Source organism: Acidovorax temperans (genome assembly GCF_006716905.1).
Lineage (GTDB): Bacteria > Pseudomonadota > Gammaproteobacteria > Burkholderiales > Burkholderiaceae_C > Acidovorax > Acidovorax temperans.
This window is the reverse complement of record NZ_VFPV01000004.1, coordinates 245,188-262,693: the sequence shown is the minus strand read 5'-3', so window position 1 is coordinate 262,693 and position 17,506 is coordinate 245,188. Positions and strand designations below refer to the sequence as shown.

Annotated in this window: 17 protein-coding genes and 1 pseudogene; 12 read left to right on the top strand and 6 right to left on the bottom strand. The window is 61.2% G+C overall.

Translation table 11 applies throughout. The annotated features are described in order from the left end of the window. Positions 1–3: 3 nt before the first annotated feature. Positions 4–702 (bottom strand): orotate phosphoribosyltransferase, encoded by a 699-nt coding sequence (gene pyrE, locus BDD18_RS19725; RefSeq protein ID WP_044395409.1) that lies wholly within the window; start codon positions 700–702, stop codon positions 4–6. A 10-nt stretch (positions 703–712) separates the two neighbouring features. Between pyrE and BDD18_RS19720 the strand changes: the two genes are divergently transcribed. Together BDD18_RS19720 and BDD18_RS19715 are read left to right on the top strand one after the other, a co-directional pair. Then, positions 713–1,516 carry an exodeoxyribonuclease III gene (locus BDD18_RS19720; RefSeq protein WP_142085390.1) on the top strand — a complete coding sequence of 268 codons (804 nt, stop codon included), beginning with the start codon at positions 713–715 and terminating at the stop codon, positions 1,514–1,516. A gap of 9 nt (positions 1,517–1,525) precedes the next feature. Beyond that, a complete protein-coding gene (locus BDD18_RS19715) occupies positions 1,526–3,481 on the top strand; it encodes a GspE/PulE family protein (protein ID WP_142085388.1) in 1,956 nt (651 codons plus the stop codon). Between the two features lie 6 nt (positions 3,482–3,487). Here the strand turns inward: BDD18_RS19715 and BDD18_RS19710 are convergent, their stop codons facing one another. Next, positions 3,488–4,210: a FadR/GntR family transcriptional regulator gene (locus BDD18_RS19710; protein WP_142085386.1), complete on the bottom strand. Its 723-nt coding sequence runs from the start codon at positions 4,208–4,210 to the stop codon at positions 3,488–3,490. Positions 4,211–4,558: 348 nt separating this feature from the next. Here BDD18_RS19710 and lhpI point away from each other — a divergent pair, with 348 nt between their 5' ends. The 3 genes from lhpI to BDD18_RS19695 all read left to right on the top strand — a co-directional run bounded on the left by lhpI (position 4,559) and on the right by BDD18_RS19695 (position 7,750). Then, positions 4,559–5,500 (top strand): bifunctional Delta(1)-pyrroline-2-carboxylate/Delta(1)-piperideine-2-carboxylate reductase, encoded by a 942-nt coding sequence (gene lhpI / locus BDD18_RS19705; protein WP_142085384.1) that lies wholly within the window; start codon positions 4,559–4,561, stop codon positions 5,498–5,500. Between the two features lie 29 nt (positions 5,501–5,529). Then, positions 5,530–6,537, top strand: a complete 1,008-nt coding sequence (gene lhpH / locus BDD18_RS19700) for a trans-3-hydroxy-L-proline dehydratase (RefSeq protein WP_142085382.1) — start codon at positions 5,530–5,532, stop codon at positions 6,535–6,537. An 88-nt stretch (positions 6,538–6,625) separates the two neighbouring features. Further along, the gene (locus BDD18_RS19695) at positions 6,626–7,750 is read left to right on the top strand and encodes a branched-chain amino acid ABC transporter substrate-binding protein (RefSeq protein ID WP_142085380.1); all 1,125 of its coding nucleotides are present in this window, start codon (positions 6,626–6,628) and stop codon (positions 7,748–7,750) included. Between the two features lie 132 nt (positions 7,751–7,882). Here BDD18_RS19695 and BDD18_RS19690 read toward each other — a convergent pair whose 3' ends face one another. Next, positions 7,883–8,182 (bottom strand): antibiotic biosynthesis monooxygenase family protein, encoded by a 300-nt coding sequence (locus BDD18_RS19690; protein WP_044395328.1) that lies wholly within the window; start codon positions 8,180–8,182, stop codon positions 7,883–7,885. A 383-nt stretch (positions 8,183–8,565) separates the two neighbouring features. Here BDD18_RS19690 and BDD18_RS19685 point away from each other — a divergent pair. After that, positions 8,566–8,675: pseudogene (locus tag BDD18_RS19685) on the top strand (transposase domain-containing protein); the annotation flags it as partial. Between the two features lie 156 nt (positions 8,676–8,831). Here the strand turns inward: BDD18_RS19685 and BDD18_RS19680 are convergent. Beyond that, positions 8,832–9,719 (bottom strand): LysR substrate-binding domain-containing protein, encoded by an 888-nt coding sequence (locus BDD18_RS19680; protein ID WP_066553272.1) that lies wholly within the window; start codon positions 9,717–9,719, stop codon positions 8,832–8,834. A 189-nt stretch (positions 9,720–9,908) separates the two neighbouring features. On the opposite strand from BDD18_RS19680, the gene phnC reads away from it, so the two are divergent. From phnC to BDD18_RS19660, 4 genes are read left to right on the top strand one after another with little or no spacing between them, the layout of a single operon-like run. After that, positions 9,909–10,694, top strand: coding sequence for a phosphonate ABC transporter ATP-binding protein (gene phnC, locus BDD18_RS19675; RefSeq protein WP_142085377.1), 786 nt, complete (start codon positions 9,909–9,911; stop codon positions 10,692–10,694). A 56-nt stretch (positions 10,695–10,750) separates the two neighbouring features. Then, positions 10,751–11,626, top strand: a complete 876-nt coding sequence (gene phnD / locus BDD18_RS19670) for a phosphate/phosphite/phosphonate ABC transporter substrate-binding protein (protein WP_015913023.1) — start codon at positions 10,751–10,753, stop codon at positions 11,624–11,626. Continuing rightward, on the top strand, positions 11,623–12,423 hold the full coding sequence (gene phnE / locus BDD18_RS19665) for a phosphonate ABC transporter, permease protein PhnE (RefSeq protein WP_066698153.1): 801 nt from the start codon (positions 11,623–11,625) through the stop codon (positions 12,421–12,423). The genes phnD and phnE overlap by 4 nt, the downstream gene beginning before the upstream one ends. 17 nt (positions 12,424–12,440) lie before the next feature. Next, the gene (locus tag BDD18_RS19660) at positions 12,441–13,412 is read left to right on the top strand and encodes a phosphonate dehydrogenase (protein ID WP_066698162.1); all 972 of its coding nucleotides are present in this window, start codon (positions 12,441–12,443) and stop codon (positions 13,410–13,412) included. Positions 13,413–13,953: 541 nt separating this feature from the next. Here BDD18_RS19660 and BDD18_RS19655 read toward each other — a convergent pair. After that, positions 13,954–14,928 carry an IS5 family transposase gene (locus BDD18_RS19655; protein ID WP_142085375.1) on the bottom strand — a complete coding sequence of 325 codons (975 nt, stop codon included), beginning with the start codon at positions 14,926–14,928 and terminating at the stop codon, positions 13,954–13,956. A 103-nt stretch (positions 14,929–15,031) separates the two neighbouring features. Beyond that, positions 15,032–15,367: an SMR family transporter gene (locus BDD18_RS19650; RefSeq protein WP_066698164.1), complete on the bottom strand. Its 336-nt coding sequence runs from the start codon at positions 15,365–15,367 to the stop codon at positions 15,032–15,034. 113 nt (positions 15,368–15,480) lie between these two features. Between BDD18_RS19650 and BDD18_RS19645 the strand changes: the two genes are divergently transcribed. Beyond that, the gene (locus BDD18_RS19645; protein ID WP_066698166.1) at positions 15,481–16,119 is read left to right on the top strand and encodes an MBL fold metallo-hydrolase; all 639 of its coding nucleotides are present in this window, start codon (positions 15,481–15,483) and stop codon (positions 16,117–16,119) included. A 276-nt stretch (positions 16,120–16,395) separates the two neighbouring features. Beyond that, positions 16,396–17,490: a GGDEF domain-containing protein gene (locus BDD18_RS19640; protein WP_142085373.1), complete on the top strand. Its 1,095-nt coding sequence runs from the start codon at positions 16,396–16,398 to the stop codon at positions 17,488–17,490. Positions 17,491–17,506: the final 16 nt, after the last annotated feature.

Here is a 17,506-nt window from a genome sequence, read left to right as displayed (position 1 = left end):
TCCTTATCCTTCAGTCACGCCATATTTTTGGCGATATGCAAAGACCCGCTCGTGATGGACGCGCATCTCCGCCCCCCCATTTTTAGAGAGATAAAGCAATAAATCTGCCAGCTTGGCAATGGCACACACCTGCATGCCCAGCTGGTTGCGCACGTACTGCACCGCGCTGTGCTCCACGTCCACCCCGTTCTCGGTGGCTTTCTCCTGGCGGTCCAGCGCAATGGCCACGGCGTGCGGTGTGGCCCCGGCGGCCTTGATCAGGGCGATGGACTCCCGCGCGGCAGTGCCTGCCGACATCACATCGTCCACGATCAACACCCGGCCCTTGAGGGGCGCGCCCACCAGCGTGCCGCCTTCGCCGTGGTCCTTGGCTTCCTTGCGGTTGTAGGCAAAGGGCACATTGCGCCCCAGGCGGGCCAGCTCTACAGCCACCGTGGCGGCCAGCGGAATCCCCTTGTAGGCGGGGCCAAAAATCATGTCGAATTCGATTCCGCTGGCCAACAGGGCTTTTGCATAGAATTCTGCGAGACGGCCCAGCTTGGCTCCGTCGTCAAACAGGCCCGCATTGAAGAAATACGGGCTCATCCGACCTGCCTTGGTCTTGAACTCCCCGAACCGCAAAACGCCCGATTCAACGGCGAAACGTACGAAATCCTGCGCCAAAACGCCGTCGTTCGGGGCCTGCACGCCAACATCCACCATGGGAAATTCCTTGTTCAAATTAACCAGCCTCAACCTCAATGGCATTCGGTCCGCCACCAGCAAAGGCGTGGAGAGCTGGATCGCCACCACGCGGCCGGATTGTATTTGTGTGCAGGAGGTCAAAGCCCAGGCTGCAGATATTGCCACCCGTTTCGAAGTGCTGGCGGGGCTGAAAGGCCACTTTCATTTTGCGCAGAAGAAGGGTTATTCGGGCGTGGGTATCTACACGCGCCACGAACCTTCGGAGGTGGTGGTGGGCTACAACTCGCCCGAATTCGACGCCGAGGGCCGGTATGTAGAGCTGCGCTTTGACACGCCATCGAGAAAGATGTCGATCGTGAGCGCCTATTTCCCCAGCGGCTCCTCCGGCGAGGAACGCCAGCAGGCCAAGTTCCGCTTCCTGGCCGAGTTTTACCCCCATCTGTTACAACTGAAGGCACAGCGAGAGTTCATCTTGTGCGGCGACGTGAACATTGCCCACCAGAACATCGATCTGAAAAACTGGCGCAGTAACCAGAAAAACAGCGGTTTCCTGCCAGAAGAGCGTGCCTGGATGACAAAACTGTTAGACACAAGTGGCGAAGGCGGCGGATTGGTGGACGTTTACCGTCAGTTACAACCTGCGACCACCGACACGGCCTACACATGGTGGAGCAACCGGGGCCAGGCGTATGCCAAAAACGTGGGTTGGCGGCTGGATTACCACTTGGCCACACCCGCCATGGCGGCGCTGGCGCGCACAGAGTCCATTTACAAGGGCGAGAAGTTTTCAGACCACGCGCCCATCACTGTGGAATACGAGTTCGCGCTCTGACCCTCTGCCATGCCCTACCCCAAAGACACTGAGGACTCACTGCCCCAATGCATCCAGCCACCAAGCACCGATGCCTTGTGGATGCTGCTTTCCACGCCGCACCCGGCCATTGGCAAGGCCCGCCATTTGGGGGAGGCGCTGCTGCATGCCGGGCTGATCACGCCGACCGCGCTGGCCAGCAGCTTGCAAACCCAACAGCAGGAACGGGACAAAGGCAACGCACGCCCGATTGGCCAGATCCTGGTGGAGCAGCATGACCTGAGCCAGAACGAATTGCGGCAAGTGATTTCCACCTGGCTGGGCGAGTACATGGTCGACCCCGCCCACCTGCAGCCAGAGCCTGATGCCCTGGCCTTGGTGCCCCGCACCGTGGCAGAGCGCGAATCGGTGCTACCCCTGCTGGTGCGCGACGAATCCTTGGCGCTGCTCATGGCCGATCCGTACGACCGGATGCTGCTCGGCGAGCTGCGCTTTCTGACCCAACGGCGGCTGATTCCGATCAAAGCCGCGCCGGGCACTTTGGCTCCTGCCATCGCCAAGGCCTACAGCGTTCACCCAGGCGATGCCTCTGATGCGCCGCGGGGAAAAATCGTCGCTGGTGGAACCAAAGACGGCGTGCGCCCACCGCCCACCGCACGCGCCACATCGCAAGAACTGGCACAGGACCTGAACGACTCGGCCCCAGACAGCCAGACGGCCGATACCGATGTGGTGAGTGAATCGGACAACACGCTGGTGCGGCTGATCAACTCGGTCATCAACGAAGCCATTGCCCACCGTGCCTCCGACATTCACATCGAAACCGAGCCTGCGCCCCTGAATGTGCGCATTCGCTTGCGCATTGATGGTGACTTGGTGCCCCACCTGGAGTTGCCCGCGCGCTTTCGCTATGCCTTGGTGGCCCGCATCAAGATCATGGCCAACATGGACATCTCGGAGCACCGCAAGCCCCAGGATGGCAAGATCGATTTCTCTCGCTTCGGAGGCCCACCAGTGGAGCTGCGGGTCGTCACGGTGCCCACTTCGCGCGGCCTGGAGGATGTGGTGCTGCGGCTGCTGGCAGGCGCCAAGCCCTTGCCGCTGGATGCCATCGGGCTCACACCGGCCAACCTGAAGGCCATGCGTGACATGGTGCGCAAGCCTTACGGCCTGGTGCTGGTGGTGGGGCCCACGGGCTGCGGCAAGACCACCACGCTGCACTCGGTTATCAGCGACATCAACACCGCTGGCCGCAAGATCTGGACGGCCGAGGACCCGATCGAAATCACCCAGAGTGGTCTGCGCCAGGTGCAGGTCAACCCGCGCATCGGCTGGACCTTCGCGGCCGCCATGCGCACGTTTTTACGTGCGGACCCCGACGTCATCATGATCGGCGAAATGCGCGACGAGGAGACCTCGCGCATCGCCATTGAAGCATCGCTCACAGGGCATCTGGTGCTCTCCACCCTGCACACCAATTCGGCACCCGAGAGCATTGCGCGGCTGCTGGAGATCGGCCTGGACCCGTTCAACTTCTCGGATTCGCTGCTCGCCATCCTTGCGCAGCGCCTGGTGCGGCGCCTGTGCAGGGCTTGCCGCGAACCCGTGGTGGCAGACGACGAAACGCTGCTGGACATGGCATCGCAGTACCTGCCCAGCGGCTCGGGCAACAGCCCCGAAGGCCGTGCGGCGCTGGTTCAGCGCTGGCGCAAGAACTACGGTGCGGGTTCTGGCGAATTGCAGCTCTGGCGCCGCGTGGGTTGCCCGGAGTGCGAGGGCCACGGCTACCGGGGACGCATGGGCATCCATGAATTGATGATCAGCGACGAAGCCATCCGCCAGCACATACGCCGCCGCGCCTCGGCTGCAGAAATTCGCCAGACCGCCTTGGCGGCCGGTATGCTGACCCTGCGCCAGGACGGCATTGAAAAAGTGCTGCACGGCTTGACCGACATGTCCGAGGTGCTGGCAGCCAGCAACCTCTGACGCGGCCTATTCGCGCGTGGAGATGTCCTTGCGCACGCGCTGCAGATGGCGCTCCACCAGAAAAGCGGCGGCATCCTCGTCACCCGTGATGATGGCCTCGTAGATCAGCCGGTGCTCGGCCACATACAGGGGAATGCGCTCGGGGTCGCAAATGCCGTCGCCGCACAGCCTGCGCCACAGGGGCTGGTCCATGCTGCGGGCGATTTCGTCGGCCATTCTGACCCACAGTGCGTCACCACCCATCAGGGCAATCTGCCGGTGAAACAGCCGGTCGCACTCCGACCACAAGGCTTGCTGCTGCGGGTCGCTCAGGTCCCGCACCTCTGCCATGCGGCGCAGATATTCCTCGGCGGCTGCATCTCGCTTTCCGCCGCGGGCTGCACGCCGCGCCAAGGCAGGTTCGAAGAGCAAACGCACTTCCAGAATGCTCAGCGGGCTGAAGTCTGACGGCCCGCCTGGGGTCTGCGTGTCGCCCGCCAGCCCACCCTGGGCCGTCACATAGGTGCCCGAACCATGGCGAGTGACCACCAAACCCAGGTTTTGCAGCGCTCCAATGGCTTCCCGCACCGCAGGGCGGCTCACACCCAGCCGCTGGGCCAGCTCGCGCTCGGACGGAAGCCGCGATCCTGCCGAAAACGCCCCGCTCAAGATCGAACTGCGTATGCGCTCGGCCACCTGCTCGTAAATCTGCCTGGGTCGAAATTCATCCGCTGAATGGTCAATACTCATTACCAATTTTTCCGATCTGCTTTGAAAAATTGTAGAAAGAAGTCACCATTCAGACCAATATATTTTCTGCAGTAGCGCCATCACTGTGGCGAAACATCCGCTAATTTAGGGACTAACCCTAGGGATTGCTTCGTCACCGAATCATGACAATTTGCCCAAAATTCAAGCGAACTTCGCCACAACCTGCCGCAATTGACCCACTTTGACGCGCAGCAAGCCGTAAAACGCTGACCTGACCCAAGTGGGTGCTAAAAAACCAATTTGCCATTGATTCACTGAAGCGCCCCTGTGACGCTTCACCGCGGCACGACTTCAAGCTGCCGCCGCCCTCCAAGATCGGATCCACCCATGACCGCCTCGACTTCCACGGCTTCGCCCACCCACCGTTTGCCCGTGTGCGATGCCAAGGCCACCGCACAGGCACTGCCTTTTGCTGCGCTGGCGAAGGCGATTGAAGCAGCTGCCGTGGAATACCGCGAGGGCAAGATCCTGAGCCCCGAGCGCATGGTGGTGCCCATGGGCCAAGGCGGCGTGATGCTGAGCATGCCAGCCACCTCGCACGACATTGGCATCCACAAGCTGGTCAATGTGCACCCTGGTAACGCTGCATTGAAGCTGCCCACCATCCACGGCATCGTGACCGTGTGCGCAGCCGCCACCGGCCAACCGCTGTGCCAGCTAGACGGCCCCGTGGTCACCGGGCGGCGCACTGCGGCCGTATCGATGGTCGCCATCCATCGGCTGCTGGGCCACGCACCCCGGCAGGTTCTGCTCATCGGCACTGGCGTGCAAGCCAGGCACCACATTCAAGCTCTGCAAGACCTGTACCCCGACTGCACCGTGTGGGTCCGTAGCCGCCAGGTCGCCACCGCCCAGGCGCTGTGCGCCGGGTTTGCAGGGTCCGCCACGGTACGGGCTTGCCCTGCAGGAATCCCTGAAGGCGTTGATGCCGTCATCACCCTGACCACAGCCACTGAACCGGTGTACGACGAGCCGCCACAGGCCGGCCGGGTCGTGGTGGGCGTAGGTGCTTTCAAACCCGAAATGGCAGAGATCGGCAAAACCACGCTGGACGGTAGCGTGCTGTACGCCGACGACCCGGCTGGCGCACGCCACGAGGCTGGCGACTTGCTGCGCGCTGGCGTGGAGTGGAGCCGCGTGCACGCTCTGGCGCAGCTCGTGCGCGAAGATCCCGACCGCTCGCAGGCGTTTGTCTTCAAGAGCGTAGGCACCGCGGCATGGGACTTGGCAGCCGCGCGCGCGGCCCTGGCGTCGCTGGGCATCGCCTGACATCACTGCGGCACTACCCCACACTCACCATGCAGATCACACGCACTATCAGCACTGTAGAAGTGCACACCGGCGGAGAGCCGTTTCGCATCGTCACCTCGGGCCTGCCCAAGCTGCCCGGCCACTCCATCGTGGAACGCCGCGCGTGGCTGCTGGAGCATGCCGATGACATCGGCCAGGCGCTGATGTTCGAGCCCCGTGGGCACGCCGACATGTACGGCGGTTACCTCACGCCACCCGTCTCCCCCACAGCAGACTTTGGCGTCATCTTCTTGCACAACGAGGGATACAGCGACCACTGCGGGCATGGCGTGATCGCCCTGGCCACCGCGGCGGTCGAGCTGGGCTGGGTGCAACGCACCGAGCCCGAGACACGGGTGGGCATCGATGCGCCCTGCGGCTTCATCGAAGCCTTTGTGCAGTGGGATGGAGCCCATGCCAACGGCGTGCGCTTCGTCAACGTGCCCTCGTTCATTTACCGGCGCGACGTCACAGTCACCACGCCCAGTTTTGGAGAGGTGACGGGTGACATTGCCTATGGCGGCGCCTTCTACTTCTACACCAGCGCTCAGCCCCATGGTCTGGCAATCCGCGAGTCTTCCATCGACACGCTGAAGCAGTTTGGCGCTGAGGTGAAAGCCGCCGCCAACGCCGCCTTCCCGGTGGTGCACCCGCACATCCCGGAAATCAACCACATCTACGGCACCATCATTGATGGAGCCCCGCGCCATCCAGGCTCCACACAGGCCAACTGCTGCGTGTTTGCAGACCGGGAGGTAGACCGTTCCCCCACCGGCTCGGGCACGGGCGGGCGCGTGGCACAGCTTTACCTGCGCGGCCTGCTGGGTAAGGACGATGTGCTGGTCAATGAATCCGTGATCGGAACCGTGTTCAAAGGCCGCGTGATGCACGAAACCCAAGTGGGCGACTTTGATGCGGTCATCCCTGAAATCTCAGGCACCGCCTACATTGCAGGGTTTTGCAACTGGGTACTGGACGCCCGAGACCCGCTGAGAAACGGTTTTCTTGTGCGCTGACGCCAGCCACCCAACTCCAACGCCTGACGGGGCACCAGGTGCATTTGATCTTCGTGCCCCATCTCTCCTCATTCTTTAGGACATCACCATGAAAAAAATTGCATTCAGCTTGACCGCCCTGGCATTGGGCCTGGCCGCCATGACGGTCCAGGCACAAGAACGTATCCGCGTCGGCTTCATGAGCCCCGTGACCGGCCCCCAGGCCGCCAACGGCGTGGACAACCGCGACGGCGTGCTGCTGGCCATCAAGGAAATCAACGCCAAGGGCGTGAAGATTGGCGGCAAGCCCGTGGTGTTTGAACTGGACATCAACGACGACGGCGCAGACCCCAAGCAAGGCGTGCAGATTGCCCAGTCTCTGTCCGACAAGAAGATCAAGTTCGTCATGGGCCCCTACAACTCGGGCGTGACCATGCCCGCAGCCCGCGTGCTGAACGACTCGGACATCGTGGTGCTGACCGTGGCCTCGAACCCCAAGATCACAGAGATGGGCTACAACAACCTGTTCCGCATCGGCGCCAGCGATAACCAGCTGGGCACCAAGATGGCGACCTACGCCGCCCAGGACCTGAAGATCAAGACCGTGGCCGTGATCGATGACCGCACCGCCTACGGCCAGGGCGTGGCGCGCGAGTTCACCGAACAAGCCAAGCGCCTGGGCGTGAAAGTGGTGGCCTCTGAATTCACCACCGACAAGGCCACAGACTTCAGCTCCATCCTGACCAACATCCGCGCATCGAAGGCCGATGCCGTGTTCTACGGTGGCTACTCGCCCCAGGGCGGCCCGCTGCTCAAGCAAATGCGCGCACTGGGCATCTCCGGCCCACTGCTGGGCGGTGACGGCATCTGCTCTTCCGAAACAGCCAACCTGTCGCAAATCTCTGGTGACCTGAACACCTTCTGCACGCAGGGTGGCTCGATGCTGGACCGCAGTGACAAGGGCCAGAAGTTTGCACAGCGCTACCGCGCCGAGTACAAGCGCGACCCACTGACCTACGCCGCCGCTTTCTACGACGGCATGCACATGCTGGCTGCCGCCATCGAGTCCACCCAATCGACCGACACCAAGAAGGTTGTGCAGGCCATCGCCAACGGCAAGTACGCTGGCGTGACGGGCGAGTTCTCGTACGACGCCAAGCACGACCTGAAGTCGTCGGCCGTCACGGTCTACACCTTCAAGGGCAAGGACGTCGTGCCGCTCAAGAGCCTCTGATCGCCCACGCGTTCAGGGCCCAAAAGTCAAAGCCCCTGCCGGTGTGCACCGGCAGGGGCTTTTTTCATTGATGCCCTGCAGCCTGAAGCCAGCGGCTGGCAGAACTCACACAACGACGATGGACAGGCCAGCTTACGGAGCTGTCACGTCGTCGAAGTGCTCAACATTGGGCGGCGACTGGAAAAACGGGCCAATGACTTCGCGCCACTGGGCAAACGCGGGCGACTGGCGAAAGCCCACGGTGTGGGCTTCCAAAGATGCCCATCGCACCTGCAGCACCACGCGGCCAGGGCTTTCCTGGCTGGCGTAGATCGAGTGGCCCAGGTAGCCCTCTGACTTGGCCAGAAAGGCCACAGCAGCCCGGTTGATGGCCTCCAGGAAAGCCGTGCGGTCCTCGGGGCGGATCTTGAATTCAGCGATTTCTGTGATCATGGGTCATGCTCGGTTGGTTATCGCGGGTGATTTTGCTCCAACGCAGCGGCTCTGCAGGAATACAGATTCAAAACATCCACTGCGCCAACGCGACATGGCGGTGCGATTTGACAAGAGAGCCGTCACAACTGCGACCAGGTCGCGTCAGCCTGTTGCAGCTCTCTCAAAAAGGCGTGGTATTTGGCGGGTGACCCCGATGGGTCGGGAGACGATATTGGTTAAAGCAGCTTGAAGGTCGCTCATGCAGCGGTTGCTGTCGGTCGCGGCCGTGACCTGAGTTCACGGTGCCTGGCACAAAGCTGTCATTGGCTCACCCAGCAGCGCGGCAGCATCGATGACCGGTATCGAGGGAGCTGCAGTCATGGTCTAGCACACGTCTCCCCATGAACGGGCACGACCCTACGCCTACCTGCGCGATGTCATGGCACGCCTGCCCATGCAGCCCGCCACCCAGATCGGCGAGCTGCTGCCATACCGCTGGCAGTCAGCCTGACAGCGCATATTCAGATACACGACCGCGCCCCGCAGTCAAGATGGGATCGCCGCGCGATTACGGGCGTCCTACAACCCTTAACTTAAGTCGGCCTACAGGCGAACAGTTGCCCCTCGGTCCCATGCCCCACGGCTGCATGGAATCCAAGTTCCATACCTAGGCAATTTTCTGACTTACGCTATGCGCCAAACCCAGGAAGATCGAGATCAGAGGAGCTTGATGCCGCTCCTTTCTACAGATGAAGTGCACCTGTGTCGCCATGCTGGTGTCTGAAATAGTTAACTTAACAAGGCGAGGATCTGGCCTGTAGGCTGTTTCCGCCACGACGCCTAGGCCCAGCCCCTCCGCCACCGCCTCTCGAACGGACTCGCGGCTGCCCATCTCCAGAGCCACCTGCACCTCGACGCCTCGCTCCTTTAGTTCTTGTTCAAACACGCGTCTGGTCGTCGATCCTTCCTCTCGGATGACGAACCTCTGACCCTGCAGATCACGCAGTTTGAGAGTGGCCCGTTGCGCGAGTGGGTGTTGGGTGTTGCCGAATATCACCAATCGCTGGGTACGGTAAGCCGCGCCAAATAGATCTGGGTGAGCGACGTGATTGAGCACCATGCCCACGTCTCCCTGGTAGTCAAGAATCTTTTCGGTGATGGTTCGCGAGTCGCCTACGCCAACAGCCACGTTGACCTGGGGGAACTGTTTCATGAACAGCTTCAACACGGGCAGCACGTTGTGCGGCCCGATGGCATGGATGACCAGTCGCCCTACGTATTGATTTTTCGCAGCAGCGAGCAGTGCGTGCGCATCTTCCTCGCCACTGAAGGTACGCCGGGTGTAGTTCAACAGAGTGCGTCCAAAGGACGTGAGTTCAAGCCGCCGCCCGCGCCGATGAAAAAGCTCCACGCCGAAGTCGACCTCCAGGCGCTGTATGTGTGAAGAAACAGTCGGTTGTTGAATAGCGAGCACTCTCGCGGCAGCGGTCATGCTGCCGGCTCGGGCCGTTGCGTCAAAGGCCTTCAAGGCTGCGAGGAGGCTGAGTCCAGACATTGATGTGATCTATGGGTGCCCTCATTTTTAGGGATGAAAGTTTCATATTCATGACATCTTGGTCACCCAGACTTGAGCTGTGCTTCCACTGAAGCTGTTTCTTCCAGAACCTCCTCTTTCCCGAGAGATACTTCTGACCACTTGAGTCCTGGTGTGCGTCTAGCGCACCACAACAAATGAAACCGAGCTATGAAAACTGCAATTCGCGAGAGCCATCTGAGCTTGCGGGGTATCACGGTGACCTATGCCGATGGTCACACAGCGCTTGCGCCCACCTCGCTGGAGGTACAGCATGGCGGGTTCCTTGTGCTGCTGGGCGCGTCGGGCGCGGGAAAGTCAACGCTGCTGCGCAGCATCAATGGCTTGGTTAGCCCCACAGACGGAGAGGTGTCGGTGGCCGATCTGCCGGGCGGCACCGTCTCAAAACGCAACCTTCTTGAGCATCGGCGCCACTGCGGCATGGTGTTCCAGCAGCACCACCTGATCGGGCGGCAAAGCGTGCTGGCCAATGTGTTGATGGGCAAGCTCGCCACCCGCGGATCTCTGGCGTCGTTGTGGCCTTGGAGCAAGGCTGACAAGCTGGAGGCGCTGGCGGCCATTGACCGCGTAGGCCTGCTTGAGAAAGCCCTAGCACGGGCAGACACCTTGTCTGGTGGGCAACAACAACGCATTGGCATTGCGCGTGCCTTGGTGCAAAAGCCCCGCCTGCTGCTGGCCGATGAGCCGGTGGCCAGCCTCGACCCGGCGACCGCGCAGAGTGTGTTGCCCCTGCTTCACGACATCTGCAAGAAAGACCGACTCACGGCCATCGTGAGTCTGCATCAAGTCAACCTCGCGCGCATGTTCGCCGACCGCATTGTGGGCCTTCGCCAGGGCCAGGTGGTGTTCGACGGGACAGCAGCGCAGTTGACGGAAGAAGCCCAGTCTGCCCTGTACGCGAAGTCGTCACCTGTCGAACCGTCCCGTTCTTCCTAACCTGCCAACATGGGCAGTCAATTTGATTCCCCCTCTCAATCCAAGGAGTTTTTACCGTGCTGAATCGCCGCCGTTTCCAATTTATCGCTGCCGCCACTTTGGCCGCCCTGTTGCCACTTGGCGCCCATGCCGAGGGCAAAAATCCTTCCAAGCTTCGCGTTGCACTGTTGCCGGACGAAAACGCCGCCACCATCATTCAGAACGCACAGCCTCTGAAGCGGTACCTGGAACAGACCCTGAAGAAGGAAATAGAGATTACGGTGACTACGGACTACTCGTCGATGATTGAAGCCATGCGCTTTGGCCGCATCGAGGTGGCCTACTTTGGACCGTTCTCTTACGTGCTGGCCAAGTCCAAGGCGCCCAACATTGAGCCTTTTGCCGTTGGCGTGGAGCGCGGCTCTCCGACCTACCAGTCGGTTCTCATTGCCACGGCGGGCGGCCCGGTCAAGACCCTGGCTGACGTTCGTGGAAAGCCTTTTGGCTTTGGCGATCAGGCTTCGACGTCCGGTCACCTTGTACCGCGCGCGCACTTGCTTAAAAACCACCAACTGAACGGCGAGACTGACTACCGCCCCGTTCACCTGGGCACGCACGATGCCGTGGCCCGAGCTGTTCAGGCAGGGCAGGTTCCCGCCGGCGCTCTGTCAAAAACCATTCTGGACAACCTCATCGCAAAGGGCATGGTGGATGCCAACAAGATTGTGCAACTTGAACTGTCGGCACCCATTCCGAACTATCCCATTGCGATGCAAGGTAATCTCACGCCGGAGCTCAAGGAAGCCATCCGAGCCGCCTTTCTTCAGATGAAGGACGCCGAGATTCTCAAGTTATTCCGTGTGCAGGCCTTTGCCGCGACCGATGACAAGGCCTACGACGTTCTGCGTGACACCGCACAAATTCTCAAGCTTGATCTGGGACGCATGAAATGACATCGGTAGCCTTGGAATCCATCATTGCCATTGACGGACAGCGGCGACTCAGACGGCTGGGCGCAGCCTGCGTAGTCCTGCTCGTTTGCACGCTGGCATTGTTTGTCACCGGTTTCTTTGACGCGCAGCGTTTCATCGAAGGGGCTCCTGCCATTCAGCAGTTGGCCTCTGAGATGGTGCCGCCGAATTTCGAGCGCTGGGAGCACTGGGTCATTCCATTGCGTGACACCTTAGCCATGTCGATCGCAGGCACGGCGCTGACCGTTCTGGCGTCGTTGCCGCTGGCCCTGGTGGCGGCGCCCAACACCGCGCCGAATGCGGTGGTTGGGCGAATCGTCAGAACCATCTTGGCTGCATTTCGGTCTGTGCCTGAAATCATCCTGGGCATTCTGTTCGTCGCGGCCGTGGGCTTTGGGGCATTGCCTGGTGTGCTGGCGTTGGCCCTGCATTCCACGGGCATGGTGGCCAAGTTCTACGCCGAAGCCATAGAGCACGTGGACCCGAAACCTCTGGAGGCCGCTAAGGCCGCGGGCGCAAGCCGGTTTCAGGTCATCACCCATGCTGTGTTACCGCAGGTTTTGCCCCAGTTGGCGGACATCACCATCTACCGATGGGAATATCACTTTCGCGCATCGGCAGTGATGGGCATCGTGGGTGCGGGCGGCATTGGCTTTGAACTCATGGCGGCTCTGCGCCTGACCAAGTACGACGAAGTCTCCGCCATTTTGCTGTCCATCCTCATATGCGTGCTCGTGGTCGACGGCATTGGGTCGGCGCTTCGCAAACATCTGAAATAGAAAGAGAGAGGAAGGTAATGATGCCGAAAATTGTGGTGACGCAGCCCATTCATGAAGAGGTACTGGCGCGTCTTATGCAGGTTGGTGAAGTGGTGATGAATCCCGGTCCTGAGCCGTGGAGCGAGGCCGAGCTCCACCGTCATCTGAAGGATGCCGACGCAATGATGGCTTTCATGCCTGACCGGGTAGATCAGCGAACCCTGTTGCACGCTCCCAGGCTCAAGACCATCGCTTGCGCCCTGAAGGGGTATGACAACTTTGACCTCAAGGCATGTGCGCAAGCCGGTGTCAGCGTGAGCTTCGTTCCTGACCTGCTCACAGAACCCACGGCAGAACTCGCCATTGGGCTGGCCATCGCCGCCGCGCGCCATGTGCTGGCAGGTGACGTCAGTGTTCGCAAGAGCTACGCAGGATGGCGTCCCCAGCTGTACGGAATGGGGTTGCACGGCTCGATAGTGGCGGTCGTCGGACTTGGCGCCGTTGGGCGGGCCATTGTGGACCGTCTCTGTGGCTTCGGGTGCGCTCAACTGCTGGGCGTGGACCCGCATGGTGATGACGAACGCCTGACCATGGTGAGCCTGGGTGAGGCCCTGTCGCAATCCGACTATGTCATTCTGGCCGTTCCGCTGCTGGACGTAACGCGTCACCTCGTCAATGACACCATGCTTGAAGGTGTTCGGCGGGGGCAGATCCTGGTCAACATTGGGCGAGGCTCGGTTGTGGACGAGGCTGCCGTGGCACGGGCGCTCAAGGACGAGCGCCTGGGTGCCTACGCCGCCGATGTGTACGAGATGGAAGACTGGCTGCTGGCAGACCGTCCACGCCAGATTCATCCGGAACTCTTGCAACACCCCTCCACGGTTTTCACACCCCACATTGGTTCGGCGGTGAAGAAGGTTCGCCGAGCCATCGAGTTGCAGGCTGCTGAAAATTTGCTCGTTGCGTTAAATGGTAATGAGCCGCTTGCACACTACGAGGCATCGCACTGAGCGGCTCATGTGGCAGCTTCGCACTGCTCGGTGCAGCCATGAGGTCACCACACCAGAGAATGCTTTTGGACGTTCTATGGTTCTGGCCGATCTAATTCTTTGAGAAGACCTTGGCTACGTGTTTCGGACCCGCGGGCCAACTGCGGATGCTCTTCGCAATGGTTCCGATAAGCCGTGCCGCCAAGTATCCGGGGTGGGATTCCCCCGGTTTCTCGGACGGTTTTCTGGGATCGTTGCCTACATCAACACCGACCGCAGCGGGTCGGGAGAACCAATTCATCCTTGGTGTGATCAGTTGCTCCTGCTACCTTGCCCGGCTCGCATCAATAGAGTGACCGGTCTGAGCAACAAAGCGGTCGCTTGAGACCCTGCTCGGCCAATGACCAGTTGCGCAACACGCGAACTTTCAGGCGTTAGGGCAATGCTGAACAAGTAACGTCATATCCATCGCACAGCCATTTGAATGCCAAATGGCCCGCAAAGATACTGTGCTTTGCCCCACAGGGCCTGTTTCGGGAGCCTTTGAGCCCCTTTCGGACCCTTACGGGCGCACCTGTCCCTGCAGGCGCCCTCGGGCAAGGTAGATGTTGGCCAGCGCCAAGGCCGTGAACGCACGCGTGGCGTTCTTTTGCAGCCCGCGATAGCGCACCTTGGTGAATCCCCACAGGCGCTTTACCACCGCAAAGACATGCTCGACCCGAGCGCGCACCCGTGACTTGTTGCGGTTCTTGGCCCGCTGAACTTCGTCCACCTCGCCCGCACGGCGGGTGCGCTGGTTGGTGAAGTCCTTGGCCCTGGGGGCTTTGCTCGCTATCAGTGTTTTCTGGCTGGCATAGGCCGAGTCGCCGTACACGCGTCGCTCATTGCCATGCAGCAGATCGGGCAGTGGGTGTTTGTCGTGCACGTTGGCCGCCGTCACCACGGCGCTGTGCGCCAGCCCGCTTTGGCTGTCCACGCCAATGTGCAGCTTCATGCCGAAATACCATTGCTGGCCTTTGCGGGTCTGGTGCATGTCGGGGTCGCGCGCCTTGTCGGCGTTCTTGGTAGAACTGGGCGCGGCGATGATGGTGGCATCCACGATGGTGCCGGTATTGACCTTCAAGCCGCGCTCCTGCAATTGCTGGCCTACCTTGGCAAACAGGGCTTCGCCCAGTTTGTGCTCATGGAGCAGTTTGCGAAACTTCAGCAGCGTGGTGGCATCGGGCACGCGTTCACGACCCAGGTCAATCCCCACAAAGCGGCGCAGACTGGCACTGTCATACAGAGCCTCCTCGCACGCCAGATCGGCCAGGTTGAACCAGTGCTGAAGAAAATGGATGCGCAGCATGCGCTCTAGGCCAATGGGCGGACGGCCGTTGCCGGCCTTGGGGTAGTGCGGCTCTATCACCTGACACAGAGCGGCCCATGGCACTATTGTCTGCATGGTCCGCAAGAACTCTTCGCGTCGGGTGGGTTTGCGCGAATGCTCGAATCCGTTGTCTTGATCTGCGGCCATTGCCAGGGTCTGCTGCTTCATCTGCGGATAACGTTTGACCCCCCTCAACGGTGGACCTTAATCAGCGTTGCCTTAGGTTCGAGTGTCGGAGATCAGCCTGAAGCCGACAACCCACACCTCAATCTCAGTGCGCAGTGGCCTTGGAAAAGACATTGATGACCACGACACCTGCGCCTATCAAGCCCATGCCGATCAGCGCCGGGGCATCCAGCGTTTGTTGAAAAACGATCCAGCCAACCAGTGAGATCAGGACAATGCCCACCCCTGACCAGATCGCGTAGGCGATGCCGGTGGGGATGACAGCCAACGTTTGGGACAGCGCATAGAAAGACACGCAATACATGAGCACGGTGAAGATGCTGGGCACCAGCCTGGTAAAGCCGTGTGACGACTTCATGGCGCTGGTGGCGATGACCTCGCAGAGGATGGCCACGGCCAGGAAAAGGTAAGGTTTAGACATGGTCGGATTCTCCAGAGCACTGCCCACTCCCGCTTAAAAATAGGGGCTTTGGGCCCGCACTCGTTTTCAGGCAACGAGACACACAGGCTTGGCAACCACCAATAATCACCACCATGCTGCACTACCTCACCGTTCCCGTTACCCCCTTCCAGCAAAACGCCTCCATCGTGTGGTGCGATGCCACGCGCCAGGCCGCCGTGATTGACCCGGGGGGCGACCTCGATGTGCTGCTGGGCGAGGTGGATCGCCTGGGGCTCACGCTGGGACAGATCTGGCTCACGCACGCCCATATCGACCATGCGGGCGGCACGGGCGAGTTGGCCCAGCGCTTGCAGTTGCCCATCGTGGGGCCGCACCCGGGCGATCAGTTCTGGATTGACGGGCTGCCGCAGCAAAGCGCGATGTTCGGCTTTCCGCCCGCGCAGCACTTCACGCCCACACGCTGGCTGCACGACGGCGACACGGTGCAAGTGGGCAATGAGACGCTGAATGTGCGCCACTGCCCCGGCCACACGCCGGGGCATGTGGTGTTCCATGCGCCGCAGATCGACCGCGCCTTTGTGGGCGATGTGCTGTTTGCCGGCAGCATTGGGCGCACCGACTTTCCGCAGGGCAACCATGAGCAGCTCATCGACAGCATCACTCAGCGCCTGTGGCCCATGGGCGACCAGACCGTGTTCATTCCGGGCCATGGCCCCGAAAGCACCTTCGGACGCGAGCGCCGCAGCAACCCCTACGTGGGCAACACCTGATTCGTAGCGACGCACTTCAAGGGCAACCCCGCGTTGCGCCAGCGGCTGGGGTGTTTTAATGAGAATGGCCTCCAGCGCTTGATATAAAAGCGCCAACAGCTATTAATTTAATAGCAAAACTCCAATAACCTGCGCCGTTCACTCAAGCCCCTGGCGGGTTGCCCGCATGTGCACCGAACGCGCGCAGGACTCTTTGGAGCGCATAGCACCCCCAAGTATCAATTTGTAAGCATAATTACGATTTCCGACGCCCGCCGGGCTAACAGGTCTGATCCCATGAACTCTGCTGCACAGCCGTCTGTCGATCTGGCATGGTCCAGCCCCGCCAAGCCGCGCGGCTCCAGCCTGGCGGGTAAAGCCTACTGGGCCATGGTGCGGCGGCTGGTGCTCACCGCAGCGTGCATTGATGTGGGCTACATCGCGCTGTTTATGTGGCTGGGGTCGTGGCCGCTCACGCTGGTCAACGTGGGCAGCATTGCGCTGTATCTGGCAGCCTACGCGCTCATCCGGCACCGCAAAAATGCCTGGGGCCTGGCGCTGATCTGGTTGGAAGTGGCTGCGCACACGGCCTTGGGTTCGCTGTTGATTGGCTGGGAAAGCGGCTTTCACTACTACCTGTTGCTGTTTGTGCCCGCCATCGTGGTCGCCAATGCGGGCCGCTACGCGGTGCCGTTTGTGGTGGCGCTGCTGGCCTACTACCTGGGGCTGTGGGCGCTGTGCAATCACCTGGGCCCGCTGGAACCCTTGGCCGGCAAGGGGCAGCAGATCGTCAACTGGATCCACATCTGCATTGCGTTTGCGTTGTCGGCAGCGCTGGCGGGCCACTACCGGCGCACCGTCGTGATTGCCGAACGCAAGCTACTCAAGATGGCGACGCTGGACGGCCTGACCGGCCTGTACAACCGCAGCCATTTTCAGAGCCAGGCCCGGCACGCGCTGGCAGTGTGCGAGCGTACCCAGGAGCCCGTGGCCCTGCTGCTGTGCGATATCGACCACTTCAAACAGGTGAACGACACGCACGGGCACGCCGTGGGCGACCAGGTGCTGCAGGCCACGGCGAAGATCATGACCCAGAACATGCGCGCAGGCGACCTGCTGGCGCGCTGGGGTGGGGAGGAGTTTCTGGCACTGCTGCCGCGCACCTCGCCCACCGCCGCGCTGGAAGCGGCCGAGCGCATCCGCGAGGCCGTAGAAGCGTTCACACTGAGGGTGAGTGACACCAACACCCAGGTGCGCGTGACCATTTCGTTCGGGGTGAGCAGCGTGCGGTGCCTGGACGACCTGCAAGCCGCCACCGCCCGCGCCGATCAGGCGCTGTACGCCAGCAAAGACAACGGGCGCAACCGCGTCACGCTGGCAGAAGACCAGTAAGAACCTGTTCTAAACC